Here is a 13,983-nt window from a genome sequence, read left to right on the forward strand (position 1 = left end):
TCCATGCACATCCTCGCCACCACATCCTCGTCTCTGGACGACCTGATCGAGCCGGTTGATCTCAACCAGCCACGGGCAGATGTGGTGGTGATGTCCTTTTCCGCCAGCGATCTTGCGGGGTTGGAACGTGGATGGGCGCAAGCTGGCGATGGTTCTGTCTCGCTCGTATCCGCCAATCTTTCCGAGCTTCGCCACCCCATGTCGGTCGATCTGTGGATCGAGAAGACGGCCGAACATGCCAAACTGATCCTTATCCGGATTCTCGGCGGCGCTGACCGTTGGCGTTATGGGGTGGATCAGCTATCGAGGATGGCCCGCCATCGCGGGATCAAGCTGGTGTTGTTGCCCGGTGAATGCAGCGAGCGGGACGAAAAATTGGAGGTGGCGTCCACCGTCGATCTTGAAACGCTCAACGCCATCCTTTCGTTTTTCCGCGCGGGTGGTTCAGATAATATGAGCCGTGTGGCGGCTGGGCTGGCTGCAGTTGCACGCGGCGATGCATGGCCGGATATCGTGGCGGAACCGCTGCCGAAAGCCGGTTTCTATCGACCCGGAGAGGGATTTGTCGATCTCGTCCAGGCGCTCCGCGAATTTCCGCAAAATGCCCCTATCCTGCCCATCCTGTTTTATCGTTCCATGTTGCTGGCCGCAGATGTGGCACCCATCGATGCGCTGTTTGGTGCTTTACACGCGAAAGGCTTTGCACCGCTGCCGATTTTCGTCAGCGGCTTGAAAGATCAGGACGCGATCCGGTTTCTGGAAGAGACACTTGCGCATTTGAAACCGGCGGCGATCATCGCGGCAACCGCCTTTGCCAGCCAGACGGATGAGAGCGGCAAAACCCTGTTCGAGCGGCTGGATGTGGCAACGTTTCAAGTGATCATGGCCACGACCCGGCGTGATGGTTGGACGGAAAACATGCGCGGGATCAATCCGTCTGATCTTGCCATGCATGTGGTGCTGCCGGAGCTGGATGGCAGAATACTGGCCGGGGTCATTTCGTTCAAGCAGCCTGATCCGAATGGAGGGCGGGGCCTGGTCAATATGCCGGAGCCTGACCGCGTCGAGCAGGTTGCAGACCGCGTGGCGGCCTTTTTTCGGCTGAAGACTGCGGCACCATCTCAACGACGCCTTGTCATTCTCATGCCGGATTATCCGGGCGCGGCACCCGGCCGAACCGGTTATGCCGTGGGTCTGGATGTACCGCAAAGCGTACTAGAAATGCTGCATGATCTGCGCGATGCTGGATATGCGGTAGACGACATTCCCGAGACGGCACGTGGGTTGCTCAACCGCATAGAGAACGAAACCGTTGGTTTCGGTTTCGCCGAATATTCGGTATTCTGCGCTACCCTCCCGCCTTCCGCCAATCAGGCGTTGGAGAGCACCTGGGGGAATGCCGCTGACGACGATGCCATTGAAGATGGAGCCTTCCGCTTCCGCGCCGCGCGTTTCGGCGCGGTAACCGTCGCACTGGCACCTGATCGCGGTCGCAACGAAGATCGGCGCGTGGATTACCATGACCCGGCTTTACCTCCACGGCACGCCTTGGTCGCTTTCGGTGCTTGGATGCGGCATGGCGTGGATGCGCATGCCATCATTCATGTCGGTGCACATGGCACGCTGGAATGGTTGCCCGGCAAGACTGTGGCGTTATCACAGGCCTGCTTCCCGGAAATCGTCACAGGGCCGTTGCCTGTGATCTATCCGTTCATCGTGTCCAATCCAGGTGAAGCAGCGGTTGCCAAGCGACGCATTGCCGCCGTCACCATTGGTCACATTCCCCCCGTGCTGGTGGATGCCGGTCTGTCGCCAGAGCAAATGGCGCTGGAGCAGCTTGTCGATGAATATGCGCAGGCGGATGGGCTGGACCGTCGTCGCCGCGACCGGTTGGCAAAGCTTATCGTGGAGAAGGCGCAGGAGACCGGACTGGCGGCAGATGCGGGAATTGGCTTGCGGGACGATGCCGATACGGCACTGTCACGCATCGATGCCTTTCTCTGCGATCTCAAGGATTTCGCCATCAAGGACGGTCAGCATGTGTTCGGCCGCTGCGCAGATGATGAGGTCGATCCACTGAGAGTACAAAGTGCAGTGGCGGAAAAGTCGGCACTGCTTGCAGCACTCGATGGTCGGCATATCCCTCCCGGGCCTTCCGGTGCACCGGCTCGCGGGCGACTTGATGTTTTGCCCACTGGGCGCAATCTTTACGCCGCAGATCCGCGCACCATGCCGACGCCGACCGCTTTCGAGCTTGGCCGCATGGCAGGCGAAGAGGTCTTGCGGCATTATTTGCAAAGCCATGGCGATTGGCCAAAACATCTGGTGTTCGATCTCTGGGGCTCGGCCTCGTTGCGCAATGGCGGCGAGGATGTGGGGCAGGCGCTTCATCTGATGGGGGCAAGGCCGATCTATGATCCGGCTACGGGCCGTGTAACCGGCATCGAAGTGCTGCCACCTGCGGCGCTGGGACGGCCCCGTGTCGATGTGACATTCCGTATTTCTGGCCTGTTTCGAGATATGTTCCCGGCGCTGATCGCCCTGCTCGATGCTGCGGCAAAGGCGATCGCCCGGCGTGAGGAAGCCGCCGGTGACAATCCACTGGGGGAAGAAGCTGCAAGCCTCGGCCATATCCCGGCCCGCATTTTCGGCTCCGCACCCGGCACCTATGGTGCTGGCATTGAGGAAAAGCTGGCCAGCGGGCGCTGGGATGAGCGCGAGGAGCTTGGGCAGACCTATTTGGACGCGGCAAGTCATGCTTTCGGTGGCGCGGATGGGCTTGGCGTTTTTGTTGATACAGGCTTTGCAAGCCAGGTGGAAAAAGCCGACCTGCTGGTCCACACCGGCGATGATCCGGGACGCGACCTTCTTGATGGCTCCTCTGACGTTGCCTTCATCGGAGGCTTCGCGGCGGCCAAGGCGGCGCTTGGTCAATCGGCTGACGTGGTGGCATTGGACACGACCGATCCCGCCCGCCCGCGTGCCCGTTCTATCGCTCAGGCAATCACTCGCGTCGTGCGCGCCCGGGCGATCAATCCGCGCTTTATCGCCGGGCAGATGCGGCATGGGCCACGCGGTGCGGCGGAATTTGCCGAGACGGTGGACCGGCTGATCGGCTTTGCCGAAACCACCCATGCCGTATCGTCCTCTCTGATCGAGGCGCTCTACGACGCATATTTGGGCAATGAAGAGGTGCGCGATTTCATTCTACGGGAAAACCCGCAGGCGGCAGAGGTTATGGCCCAACGGTTTCTCTCCGCCCGTCATCGCGGCCTTTGGCACAGCCGTCGCAATGCCGTGGATGCGGAACTGGAGATGTTGATTGCTCCAAGACAGGCGAGGGCGAACGCATGAGCGCCACCAGCCGTGTCGACGTTCAGCCTTTTACCCGTCGCGGCGTTTGCCCGGCCTTGTCTGCTCCGATGCAGACGGGAGATGGACTTTTGTCCCGCATTGCCTTCACGGATCATATTTCGCCCGATGATCTGGATGCGCTATCTGCCCTCGCCATCCGGCATGGCAACGGTTTGATCGACATCACCGCGCGTGGCGGTTTGCAATTTCGCGGGTTGACCGCTGAGAGTGCTGTGGCCCTTGAACAGGATATTTTGACTCTTAGTCTGCCGTTGCGACAAGGCTTGGCGGTAGAAATTTCACCTCTTGCAGGCATCGATGAGGCGGCCATCGCTGATCCGCGTGCGATTATGAGCCGGATATCGGAGCGCGCGGATACGTTCAAACTGTCTGAACGACTGGCCGCGAAAATGTCTGTCATCATTGATGGCGGCGGCCATGTGAGCATGGTCGATCTGCTGGCAGATGTCAGGCTGAAGGCGGTTCGGATCAATGATGACGTACTGTGGCAATTGATGTTGAGTGGTGCAGAAAAAACGTCATTGCGTGCCGGTATGCTGCGAACGGAACATGCCGCAGATGTGGTCATCGATCTCCTGAATTGCCTTGTTGAACGGGGTTCCGACGCGCGCGGTCGCGATCTGGACATTGAAACGGTGCGGGCGGTTTGTGCGGAACGGTTGGTTGATAGCAATGAAACAGGTCAAGACCTGAGCCCCTCATCCCCCTGCCGCGACCTTCTCTCCGGCAGGGAGAAGGCGGAAAGCCTGACCCTCCCGACTCATGGCGAAGCGCATCCCTACGGATTAATGAGTCTTTCCTGTTGGCAGTTTGCCGCCGCGTTGGCACCTGCCTACGGTCAAATCCCAGCTGATACGCTGTCTGCTCTTTGCCGACATGCATCCATGCTGGAGATAAAATATGTAAGACCCGGCCCCGGCCATGCTCTGTATTTTATTGGAGACAAAGAGGCTTGCCAGACGCTTCTCACCCATGCGCGTGATGCTAGTTTTGTGACGAATGCTCGTGATCCGCGTTCTGCCATTGCAGTTTGCGCCGGGGAACCGGCCTGCGCTTCGGCTTTCATTTCCACAAGACAACTGGCTGAACACGCGGCGGCGGACTGTGCGGCCCTCCTGGACGGGTCACTCACGCTGCATCTTTCCGGCTGCGGCAAGGGCTGCGCCCATCCCACATCGGCACCGCTTGCTTTCTCAGGCTCTTCCGATGGGCTGGCGTTTCGCTATTCGGGCCGTGTTTCAGACGCTCCAGATGTTATTTTGCCCTTCACGGAGCAGAAGGCGGCACTTTCGCGACTTGCCCGTTTGTATGAAAAAGAACATAAGCCCGGAGAAAATGCCCGCGCGCTGCTTGCCCGTCTTGGCAGGCAAAAGATCGTCGCGGCGCTCCGACAGGATAATCGATGACTGAATACGACTATATTCGCGATGGTAACGCGATTTACGAGCGCTCCTTTGCGATGGTGCGAGAAGAGGCTGATCTGTCTGCCTTTACGCCGGACCAGGCCGAAATCGCCATCCGCATGATCCACGCCTGCGGACAGGTGGAGGCGGCACAGCATTTTCGCTTCTCGCCCGATTTCGTGACTGCTGCGCGCGGCGCGCTGGAAGCGGGCAAGCCCATTCTTTGCGACGCCGAAATGGTGGCGCATGGCGTGACGCGTGCTCGCCTTCCCGCCCGCAACGAGGTGATTTGCACGCTGCGCTATCCACAAACCCCTGAACTGGCAAAGGCCATCGGCAACACCCGTTCTGCCGCAGCACTCGATCTTTGGGGCGATAAACTGGATGGCGCGCTGGTGGCCATCGGCAATGCACCGACCGCGCTGTTTTATCTCTTGGAAATGCTGGAACGTGGTGCGCCCCGCCCCGCCGCCATCATCGGCATGCCGGTTGGTTTCGTGGGTGCGATGGAATCAAAGGATGCGCTTGAGGAAAGTGGGCTGCGCATTCCCTATGCGATCGTCAAGGGCCGCCTCGGCGGCTCTGCCATGACGGCAGCAGCGGTCAATGCCGTGGCGAGGCCTGGCCTATGAGCGCCGCACTGTTCGATCCTGCGCCACAGACGGTATTGAAAGGCAAGCTGATTGGTGTCGGCACAGGTCCTGGTGATCCCGAGCTTTTGACGCTGAAGGCCGTTCGCGCCATCGAGAATGCCGATGTTGTCGCCTTTTTTTGCAAGAGAGGTAGCAAGGGCAATGGGCGCGGCATCGTTGAAAGCTTCATCCGCCCCGGCACGCTGGAAATGCCATTGGTTTACCCGGTGACGGTTGAGAGCGACAAGAACGGCGACGATTACCGCGGAGCCATTGCTGGCTTTTTCGATCAGTCTGCGAGAGATATTGCCGTTCATCTGGATGCCGGACGCAACGTCGCAGTGCTCTCCGAAGGCGATCCGTTGTTTTACGGCTCCTATATGCACTTGCATTTGCGACTTGCGCCGTCCTATCCGGCAGAAGTCGTGGCGGGCATCACAGCCATGTCCGGCTGCTGGTCCATGACGGGCCTTCCGCTGGTGCAGGGCGATGACATCTTGAGCGTGCTGCCCGGAACACTTGGCGAAGAGACGTTGACGGAGCGGCTGTCCGGTACGGATGGTGCTGTTATCATGAAGGTTGGGCGCAACCTTCCAAAAATCCGCCGTGCGCTGGAACGCGCGGGCAAGCTGCAAAGCGCTCTGTATGTCGAGCGCGGCACGATGGAAAACGGTCATGCCATGCGACTGGTGGAGCACGACGGTTCGCCCGCGCCCTACTTCTCTCTGGTGCTGGTACCGGGCTGGAAAGACAGACCTGCGGGTGGAGAGACCATATGAGTGGTCGTCTCACCGTCGTTGGCCTTGGCCCGGGCAATCTGGGTCAGATTACGCCGGAAGCGCTGGATGCCGTGCGTGAGGCAGACGATTTCTTCGGCTATATTCCCTATCTCGACCGGCTTTCGCTGGAGCCACATCAACGTCGCCACGCCTCTGATAATCGCGAGGAACTTTCCCGCGCCGAGGCGGCGCTGACGATTGCGGCTGCGGGGGGCAAGGTTTGCGTCGTGTCGGGTGGTGATCCCGGTGTTTTCGCCATGGCTGCCGCCGTGTGCGAAGCCATCGAAAATGGTCCCGCGGAGTGGCGGAATATTGATTTTTCGGTCGTGCCGGGTGTGACGGCCATGCTGGCGGTGGCGGCGAGAGCCGGTGCGCCGCTGGGGCACGATTTTTGTGCCATTTCGCTATCGGATAATCTGAAACCCTGGTCGCTGATCGAAAAGCGGCTGGTTGCGGCAGCGCAAGCCGGTTTCGTGATGGCGTTTTACAACCCTGTCAGCAAGGCACGTCCCCACCAATTGGCAACGGCTTTCGATGTGCTGCGCGCGCATCTGCCCGGGTCGGTGCCGGTGATTTTCGGGCGCGCTGCCGGGCGGGCGGATGAGCGTATGCGCGTCGTGCCGCTGTCTGATGCGGCAAGCGATATGGCCGATATGGCCACCTGCATCATTGTTGGTTCGGTGGAAACACGGTTGATCGAACGCAGTGGCCAGCAGCCTATTGTCTATTCACCACGTTCGTCCAAAAGGGAAAGCTGATGGCGGATGGCGGCCAAGGCAGTATCGATGTTCGGGACCGTCTCGATATTTGCCCGCATCGGACGCTCGATCATCAACACCCTTATTCCCAGACGGCGCGCCGCTTCAATCTTCGCGTAGGCCGCCGTGCCGCCGGAGTTTTTGGAGACGATGAACGCAATGTGATTTTCACGCAGCAGGTCGATTTCATCAGCCAGCGCGAAGGGCCCGCGCGCCGTCAGGTAACGGGCATGCGGCACCGTCAGAGGCGGCTCGACCGGATCGACGCTGCGGATGAGATAATGGTGCTGCGGTGCGGCCTCGAAGGGCAGCAGTTCCTGACGACCGAGCGCGAGGAAAGCCTTGGTGCTCGTGTTTCCAAGAGCAGCGACAGCGCTTTCCACATCGGCCACGCTTTGCCAATCATCGCTGGACTGTCTCTCCCACGCCGGGCGCTCCAGAGTGACAAGTGGAATATCGGCCAGTTTTGCGGCCTCAACGGCGTTTGCAGAGATGCGCGCCGCGTAAGGGTGGGTCGCATCCACCAGAAGATCGAACCGATTTTCCGTGATGAAGTCGGCCAGTCCTTTTGCACCGCCAAATCCGCCGGTGCGCATCGGCACCGGTTGCTGAACAGGATCACGGGTACGGCCGGCCATAGACAGAAGCAGCCGGTAGCCGGAGTCTTCCGCCAGTTTTCCAGCCAGAATACGGGCATCCGCCGTGCCGCCAAGAATGAGTATGGAGCGTGTCATGGCCTCTGAATATGCCGGAATCGACAGCGCATCCACTGAAAAGGCGAGTGCCCCATGGCTTTCCATTGTCGGCATTGGCGAGAACGGGCTTGCCGGACTGGGTAAGGATGCGCACCGGGCGATTGAAACGGCCGAATTCGTGTTTGGCGGCAAACGACATTTGGCGCTGGTGGCGGATGCCATCAAAGGCGAAGCCCGGCCATGGCCAGTCCCGTTCGATGTGGAGATGGCGGATGTCGTCGCGTTGCGCGGACGCGAGGTTTGTGTGCTGGCGTCTGGCGATCCATTTTTTTTCGGTGTCGGCGTGACGCTGCTGCGTCAGGTCTCTGCAGAGGAGACCGTATCCTACCCTGCCCCATCGGCGTTTTCGCTGGCCGCTTCAAGACTCGGCTGGGCGTTGCAAGATGTAGAATGTGTGTCGCTGCACGGTCGCTCCATCGATCTCATCCGCCCGCATCTGCATGCCGGTGCGAAACTCATCGTTCTGACATCGGATGAGAAAGCCCCTGCCCTTTTGGCAGCGCTTGTTTCGGAGGCTGGCTTTGGTGCTTCCAATTTTAGTCTGCTGGAAGCTCTTGGTGGTCCCCGTGAGAAAGTCCGGGCTGGCAAGGCTGCCAAGTTTTCCTTGAGCGATGTCGATCCGCTGAATGTCGTTGCCATCAATGTCGTTGCGGATGAAAAGGCGCGTATCATCCCCTATTCGCAAGGGCTGGATGATGCGCTGTTCGAGCATGATGGCCAGATGACCAAGCGTGAGATTCGGGCGGTCACGCTGTCATCGCTCGGCCCCCGTCATGGCGAATTGCTTTGGGATATTGGTGCGGGTTCGGGCTCCATCGGCATCGAGTGGATGCTGGCGCATCCGTCATTGCGCGCTATCGGTATCGAGCAGCACCCGGAGCGGGCCGAGCGGGCCATGCGCAACGCGGAAGCTTTCGGCGTGCCGGGGCTGGAAATCGTGATCGGTACGGCACCGGAGGCGTTCGAAGGTCTGCCGGTGCCACACGCCATCTTTATTGGCGGCGGTGGCAGCGAAGATGGCGTGCTGGATGGCGCAATTGCGGCGTTGAAACCCGGCGGTCGTCTGGTGGCCAATGCGGTGACGTTGGAGATGGAGGCGATGTTGCTGGCTGCGCAGGCGCGGCTGGGCGGTTCGCTGATCCGGCTCGAGGTTGCGCGCGCCTCGTCTGTTGGTTCCATGCAGGGCTGGCGTCCGGCCATGCCGGTCACGCAATGGGCTTGGGTCAAGCCGTGATTGTGGCGGGGATCGGGTGTCGCAAGGGAACCAGTGCAGAGGCAATCATTGCTGCTTTAGATGAGGCGTCAAAGGCGCATGGTGTAAAGATCGATTTCATCGCAACGGCACCGATCAAGGCCGACGAACCGGGATTGATGGAAGCCGCGACACGGCTTGGTATGGCGTTCGTCGTGGTGGCGCAGGCGGATTTCGAACAGGCCGGTGCCCGCACGATCACGCAATCGGCAACCAGCCTCAAACATTCCGGCTCCCCCAGTCTCAGCGAAGCATCGGCTTTGGCGGCGTTGGGACCACGATCAAGGCTGATTGCGCCGCGAATGGTGATCGGCGATATGACGGTGGCGCTTGCCACTTTAGGAGACAACGAATGACGGTTCATTTTATTGGTGCCGGTCCTGGTGCAGCAGATCTTATTACGGTGCGTGGGCGCGATCTCATCGCCGCCTGCCCGGTCTGCCTCTATGCAGGCTCGCTCGTGCCGAAAGCTTTGCTGGAGTATTGCCCTGATGGTGCGCGCATCGTCGATACGGCAGCGCTTTCGCTGGATGATATCGAGGCGGAATATGTCGCTGCGGCGCGTGAGGGCAAGGATGTGGCGCGGCTGCATTCCGGCGACCTCTCCGTCTGGAGCGCCATGGGCGAGCAAATTCGCCGTCTGGAGCGTCTGGGGCTGGATTATACTGTTACACCAGGTGTACCGTCTTTTGCCGCAGCCGCCGCTACGTTGCGGCGAGAGTTGACAGTGCCGGAGGTGGCGCAGAGCCTCGTGCTCACCCGCATCTCGGGCCGTGCCTCCAAAATGCCGGAGACGGAAACCTTGAAGGCATTCGGGGCGACAGGCGCGACGCTTGCCATTCATCTGGCCATTCACGCCATCGCCAAAGTGGTCGAAGACCTGACGCCGCTCTATGGTACCGATTGCCCGGTCGCCATCGTGGTGCGGGCCTCATGGCCGGAAGAACGGGTCATCAGAGGCACACTTGGTAATATCGAAGCCAAGCTTGCAGAAGAGCCGGTGGAGCGCACGGCGTTGATCTTCGTCGGCAAAGGCTTGGCGTCAGAGGATTTTCGAGAGAGCGCACTTTACAGCACGGATTATGTGCGCCGGTTCCGCTCACCGGAAGGGAAAGCCGAGACGTGATGGGATGGCGCAAAGCCGAAGCGCCCTTTCAAGGCCCCATCCCTATCGAACACCAGAATCTCGAGCACCGTTTCCGGCACATTGAGAGCGTCGGCCGCCGTTTGCCAGGCTTTTTCGGCCACGACATTGCCAAGGTCTATACCCGCGCTGCCCGCCATGGTGAAGGCATGCGCCACCGTGTTGGCGTGACGGATGGTATCCGCTAACGTCTCGTCACCACCCGCCTCCGTCGCCAGTTTCGCCAACGCATCGAGATCCGCTAGGCCACGCTTGGAATGAACGTCGAGCATGCCTTGCGCGAGCTTGGTCATCTTGGCGACGCCACCGGCGATGGTGAGTTTCTCCACGGGATGCGTTCGGAGATATTTCAACATGCCGCCGATGAAATCGCCCATGTCGATCAGGGCGGTTTCCGGTAGACCGTGCAAAGCTTGCCCGGCTTTTTCCGAGGCATTGCCGGTCGCGCCGAGAATATGGGTCAGCCCTTCTGCCCGGGCCACATCGATGCCACGCCAGATGGAGTGAATCCAAGAGGAGCATGAAAACGGAATGACGATGCCCGTGGTGCCGAGAATGGAAATGCCGCCGAGGATGCCAAGCCTGCCGTTCAGCGTTTTTTCGGCGATTTTCTCACCGTTTTCAACGGAAATTTCCACTTCGAAATCGGCATTTTCGCCAGCGACTTCGTGGATGGCCTTCTCGATCATCTTGCGCGGTACGGGGTTGATGGCGGGTTCGCCAACGACCAATGGCAGGCCGGGACGGGTGACGGTGCCGACACCGCTGCCCGCCTTGAAGGTGATGCCCGTGCCGGGTTTTCCGGGGCGCACGGTGCTTTCTACCAGTGCACCGTGGGTCACGTCAGGGTCGTCGCCCGCATCCTTGATGACGCCCGCCTTGGCAAAACCATCACCCCGATGGCTGGTGGCCAGCGAAAAACCGACTCGCTTGCCGCTTGGAAGTTCGATCTCGACAAGGTATGGAAAATCGCCGGTCAGCAACGCGGTGCAGGCAGCTTTCGTTGCCGCCGTCGCGCAAGCGCCGGTCGTCCAGCCGCGACGCAGATTTTTTCCATCCGTTTCCATCGTGTTTCTATAGCGGTTACGGGTTTGTCCGTCATCGGGAAACAACAGGCAGGGTGAATGTCGAGACCGCTTATTTTGAAAGAAGCCACGCCATGACGGCACGCGCAATCATCATCGGTGCGCCGCGTTCCGGTTCGGGCAAGACCAGCGTTACCATCGGGCTTCTGCGCGCCTTTGCACGGCGCGGCGTCAAAGTGCGTGGTATCAAGACCGGGCCTGACTATATCGATCCGGGTTTCCACGCCTTCGCAGCGGGAACGCCTGGGCTCAATCTAGATAGCTGGGCCATGCAGCCCGATTTGCTGCGGCACCTGTTTGCGCAGCAGGCTGAAGATGCAGAGCTGGTGTTGATCGAAAGTGCTATGGGCCTGTTTGATGGCATCGTAGTGCCTGACAATCGCACAGGGTCGGCGGCCGATCTGGCGCGGCTGTTCGGCATACCGGTGCTGCTGGTACTGGATATCTCTGGCCAATCGCAGACGGCGGCGGCTGTCGCCCATGGTTTTGCCCACTACGATCCTGCGGTCAGAATGTCTGCTGTAGTCCTGAACCGCGCGGGTAGCGAACGGCACCGAACCCTTTGCTCGGAAGCTATCGAAAAAATTGGTCTGCCGGTTGCCGGTTGCGTGATGCGTGATCCGTCTCTGGTGTTGCCGGAACGGCATCTAGGGCTGGTGCAAGCCAGCGAGCACCCGGAAATCGACGCGCATATCGAACGTCTCGCCGATGCGATGGAAAACTCCATCGATCTTGATGCACTTTTTGCGCTCGCCCGTCCGGTCGATCTGCCGCAGGGCTCTACGGACGCGGCGATTGCGCCACCCGGCCAGCGTATTGCGCTGGCACAGGATGCCGCCTTTACCTTTCTCTATCCGCATCTCCAGCGCCATTGGCGTGAAGCCGGTGCGGAGATCGTTCCCTTCTCGCCGCTGGCCGATGAAGCACCGGATGCGTCTTGCGATGTTTGCTGGTTGCCGGGCGGGTATCCGGAGCTTTATGCAGGGCAACTTGCTGTTGCAGATACGTTCAAGACGGGTGTGGCGCGCTTTTCTCAAACGAAGCCTGTCCATGGCGAATGCGGGGGCTATATGGTGCTGGGTGAAGCATTGGAAGATGCAGATGGGGTTACGCATGCGATGACCGGCCTTCTGTCGCATGCCACGAGCTTCGCAAAGCGCAAGATGAACCTTGGTTATCGGCAGGCAACAATCGCCGCCGATGGTCTGTTAGGACAGGCAGGTGACGTTCTCCGTGGGCACGAGTTCCACTATGCCCGAGTGATCGATTCCGGCCGTGATGACCCCTTCGCACAGATTGCCGATGGGCCGGGCAAGCCGCTGGGGCCATCTGGTGGTAGGCGCGGCTTTGTTACGGGCACGTTTTTTCACGCGATTGCCAAAGGTTAAGTTTTTCTCATCGATGTTGCGGTGGAGGAATTTTGCTGTCTTCCTATATTGGTGTACGGGTGCTGACGCTGGCGCTTGATCCATTCAAAAAGGACAGATTTTCATGACCGAGAAATCCCCCGAAAATAATTTTCCCGCCGGTTACGAACCAGCCGACGTCTGGGAATGGGAAAAGGGCAATGGCGGTCAGTTCGCCAATATCAACCGCCCGATTGCAGGTCCTACGCACGATAAGGAATTGCCCGTCGGCAAACATCCGCTGCAGCTTTATTCGCTGGCGACGCCCAACGGCCAGAAGGTCGGCATCATGCTGGAAGAACTCCTGGCGGCAGGACATAAAGGTGCGGAATATGATGCCTGGCTGATCCGTATCGGCGATGGCGACCAGTTTGGCTCCGATTTCGTCAAGGCCAATCCGAATTCGAAAATCCCGGCACTGGTGGACCATTCCACTCCTGAGCCGACGCGTGTGTTCGAAAGTGGCTCGATCCTGCTTTATCTCGCAGAAAAGTTTGGTGCGTTTCTGCCTAAAGATCATAAGGGCCGCACGGAGGCGATCAACTGGCTGTTCTGGCAGATGGCATCCGGACCGTATCTCGGCGGTGGCTTTGGCCATTTTTACGCTTATGCGCCTGTTCACATCAAATATGCCATCGACCGTTTTGCCATGGAAGCCAAGCGACAGCTTGACGTGCTGGACCGCCATCTGGCAGACAACGAGTATCTGGCCGGTTCGGAATATTCGATTGCGGATATCGCCGTCTGGCCATGGTATGGCAATCTTGCGCGTGGACAATCCTATCCGAAGGCGGATGTCTTTTTGGATGTGAAAAGCTATAAGAACCTTCAGCGGTGGGCGGCCGAGATTGCGGAACGTCCAGCGGTAAAGCGGGGTCGCATGGTCAATAAGGTCAATGGTGATCCTTCGGAACAATTGCACGAACGCCACGATGCGTCCGACTTCGACACGAAGACACAGGACAAAATCGGCAAAGCATAAGGAAAACAACATGGCAAAGCTGCCTGAAATGACAAAACACCGCGGCTTTCCATCCGGCATGCCGAGCACGGGCATACAGTTCACCATACGCCGCGCAAATCCGCGCGGCGTGACGCCCGTCAAACACATTCCCCGCCGTGCACGGAATGACTCGGCGGAACACAAGGTGGATGCAGCCTTCCTGCATGCGCTGTGGCACCAGTTCGGCAACCAGCCGTTCGAGCGTGGAAACCTCGATGCGGCCCGTCTCAGCCTGTTGTTCGGTCGTGAGGTGCTGCCTGCGGACAAGGATTTCGATCCGCTATCCTACCAATCCATGCTCGTTATCGATGAACGGGTGGCACGGCAGAACTTTCCGGAATCCTTCGAGAATTATTTCCAGATCGACTGAACCATCCGCTGCGGCAAAGTG

The 13,983-nt window shown here is 59.5% G+C and carries 13 protein-coding genes; 11 read left to right on the plus strand and 2 right to left on the minus strand.

Features of this window, described 5'->3' with window-relative positions; translation table 11 throughout:
- Positions 1-3 precede the first annotated feature (3 nt).
- From cobN to CPJ18_RS20250, 5 genes are read left to right on the plus strand one after another with little or no spacing between them, the layout of a single operon-like run.
- Positions 4-3,354 (plus strand): cobaltochelatase subunit CobN, encoded by a 3,351-nt coding sequence (cobN, locus tag CPJ18_RS20230; protein ID WP_103659791.1) that lies wholly within the window; start codon positions 4-6, stop codon positions 3,352-3,354.
- Positions 3,351-4,781 carry a precorrin-3B synthase gene (cobG, locus tag CPJ18_RS20235; RefSeq protein ID WP_103659792.1) on the plus strand — a complete coding sequence of 477 codons (1,431 nt, stop codon included), beginning with the start codon at positions 3,351-3,353 and terminating at the stop codon, positions 4,779-4,781. Before cobN ends, cobG begins: the two co-directional genes overlap by 4 nt.
- Complete coding sequence (locus tag CPJ18_RS20240) at positions 4,778-5,410, plus strand: precorrin-8X methylmutase (RefSeq protein ID WP_103659793.1); 633 nt, start codon at positions 4,778-4,780, stop codon at positions 5,408-5,410. The genes cobG and CPJ18_RS20240 overlap by 4 nt, the downstream gene beginning before the upstream one ends.
- Entirely contained in the window at positions 5,407-6,189 is a 783-nt protein-coding gene (locus CPJ18_RS20245) for a precorrin-2 C(20)-methyltransferase (protein ID WP_103659794.1), read from the plus strand. Before CPJ18_RS20240 ends, CPJ18_RS20245 begins: the two co-directional genes overlap by 4 nt.
- Positions 6,186-6,947 carry a precorrin-3B C(17)-methyltransferase gene (locus CPJ18_RS20250; protein ID WP_103659795.1) on the plus strand — a complete coding sequence of 254 codons (762 nt, stop codon included), beginning with the start codon at positions 6,186-6,188 and terminating at the stop codon, positions 6,945-6,947. The genes CPJ18_RS20245 and CPJ18_RS20250 overlap by 4 nt, the downstream gene beginning before the upstream one ends.
- On the opposite strand, the gene CPJ18_RS20255 is transcribed toward CPJ18_RS20250, so the two are convergent.
- Entirely contained in the window at positions 6,914-7,681 is a 768-nt protein-coding gene (locus tag CPJ18_RS20255; protein WP_103659796.1) for a cobalt-precorrin-6A reductase, read from the minus strand. The genes CPJ18_RS20250 and CPJ18_RS20255 overlap by 34 nt on opposite strands.
- Here CPJ18_RS20255 and cbiE point away from each other — a divergent pair.
- Genes cbiE through cobM form a run of 3 tightly spaced genes read left to right on the plus strand, consistent with a single transcriptional unit; the run spans position 7,680 to position 10,080 of the window.
- Positions 7,680-8,936, plus strand: coding sequence for a precorrin-6y C5,15-methyltransferase (decarboxylating) subunit CbiE (gene cbiE, locus CPJ18_RS20260; RefSeq protein WP_103659797.1), 1,257 nt, complete (start codon positions 7,680-7,682; stop codon positions 8,934-8,936). The genes CPJ18_RS20255 and cbiE overlap by 2 nt on opposite strands.
- Complete coding sequence (locus tag CPJ18_RS20265; protein WP_103659798.1) at positions 8,915-9,310, plus strand: cobalamin biosynthesis protein; 396 nt, start codon at positions 8,915-8,917, stop codon at positions 9,308-9,310. The genes cbiE and CPJ18_RS20265 overlap by 22 nt, the downstream gene beginning before the upstream one ends.
- Positions 9,307-10,080: a precorrin-4 C(11)-methyltransferase gene (gene cobM / locus CPJ18_RS20270; protein WP_103659799.1), complete on the plus strand. Its 774-nt coding sequence runs from the start codon at positions 9,307-9,309 to the stop codon at positions 10,078-10,080. The genes CPJ18_RS20265 and cobM overlap by 4 nt, the downstream gene beginning before the upstream one ends.
- On the opposite strand, the gene CPJ18_RS20275 is transcribed toward cobM, so the two are convergent.
- Positions 10,035-11,165 (minus strand): cobalt-precorrin-5B (C(1))-methyltransferase, encoded by a 1,131-nt coding sequence (locus CPJ18_RS20275; RefSeq protein ID WP_103659800.1) that lies wholly within the window; start codon positions 11,163-11,165, stop codon positions 10,035-10,037. The genes cobM and CPJ18_RS20275 overlap by 46 nt on opposite strands.
- A gap of 92 nt (positions 11,166-11,257) precedes the next feature.
- On the opposite strand from CPJ18_RS20275, the gene CPJ18_RS20280 reads away from it, so the two are divergent.
- From CPJ18_RS20280 to CPJ18_RS20290, 3 genes are all read left to right on the plus strand, one after another.
- Positions 11,258-12,571, plus strand: a complete 1,314-nt coding sequence (locus CPJ18_RS20280) for a cobyrinic acid a,c-diamide synthase CobB (RefSeq protein ID WP_103659938.1) — start codon at positions 11,258-11,260, stop codon at positions 12,569-12,571.
- Positions 12,572-12,674: 103 nt separating this feature from the next.
- Positions 12,675-13,571: a glutathione-dependent disulfide-bond oxidoreductase gene (yghU, locus tag CPJ18_RS20285; RefSeq protein ID WP_103659801.1), complete on the plus strand. Its 897-nt coding sequence runs from the start codon at positions 12,675-12,677 to the stop codon at positions 13,569-13,571.
- Positions 13,572-13,581: 10 nt separating this feature from the next.
- Positions 13,582-13,962 carry a hypothetical protein gene (locus CPJ18_RS20290; RefSeq protein WP_103659802.1) on the plus strand — a complete coding sequence of 127 codons (381 nt, stop codon included), beginning with the start codon at positions 13,582-13,584 and terminating at the stop codon, positions 13,960-13,962.
- The last annotated feature ends 21 nt before the right edge of the window (positions 13,963-13,983 follow it).

This window comes from Agrobacterium rosae (genome assembly GCF_002915175.1).
Lineage (GTDB): Bacteria > Pseudomonadota > Alphaproteobacteria > Rhizobiales > Rhizobiaceae > Agrobacterium > Agrobacterium rosae.

Bases quoted from the DNA above. Each gene is read 5' to 3' on its own strand.
- CPJ18_RS20245 (WP_103659794.1), top strand. From the start codon at position 5,407: ATGAGCGCCGCACTGTTCGATCCTGCGCCACAGACGGTATTGAAAGGC.
- cbiE (WP_103659797.1), top strand. From the start codon at position 7,680: ATGGCCTCTGAATATGCCGGAATCGACAGCGCATCCACTGAAAAGGCG.
- yghU (WP_103659801.1), top strand. From the start codon at position 12,675: ATGACCGAGAAATCCCCCGAAAATAATTTTCCCGCCGGTTACGAACCA.
- CPJ18_RS20275 (WP_103659800.1), bottom strand. From the start codon at position 11,165: ATGGAAACGGATGGAAAAAATCTGCGTCGCGGCTGGACGACCGGCGCT.
- CPJ18_RS20255 (WP_103659796.1), bottom strand. From the start codon at position 7,681: ATGACACGCTCCATACTCATTCTTGGCGGCACGGCGGATGCCCGTATT.
- CPJ18_RS20290 (WP_103659802.1), top strand. From the start codon at position 13,582: ATGGCAAAGCTGCCTGAAATGACAAAACACCGCGGCTTTCCATCCGGC.
- cobN (WP_103659791.1), top strand. From the start codon at position 4: ATGCACATCCTCGCCACCACATCCTCGTCTCTGGACGACCTGATCGAG.
- CPJ18_RS20240 (WP_103659793.1), top strand. From the start codon at position 4,778: ATGACTGAATACGACTATATTCGCGATGGTAACGCGATTTACGAGCGC.
- cobG (WP_103659792.1), top strand. From the start codon at position 3,351: ATGAGCGCCACCAGCCGTGTCGACGTTCAGCCTTTTACCCGTCGCGGC.
- CPJ18_RS20265 (WP_103659798.1), top strand. From the start codon at position 8,915: ATGGGCTTGGGTCAAGCCGTGATTGTGGCGGGGATCGGGTGTCGCAAG.
- cobM (WP_103659799.1), top strand. From the start codon at position 9,307: ATGACGGTTCATTTTATTGGTGCCGGTCCTGGTGCAGCAGATCTTATT.
- CPJ18_RS20280 (WP_103659938.1), top strand. From the start codon at position 11,258: ATGACGGCACGCGCAATCATCATCGGTGCGCCGCGTTCCGGTTCGGGC.
- CPJ18_RS20250 (WP_103659795.1), top strand. From the start codon at position 6,186: ATGAGTGGTCGTCTCACCGTCGTTGGCCTTGGCCCGGGCAATCTGGGT.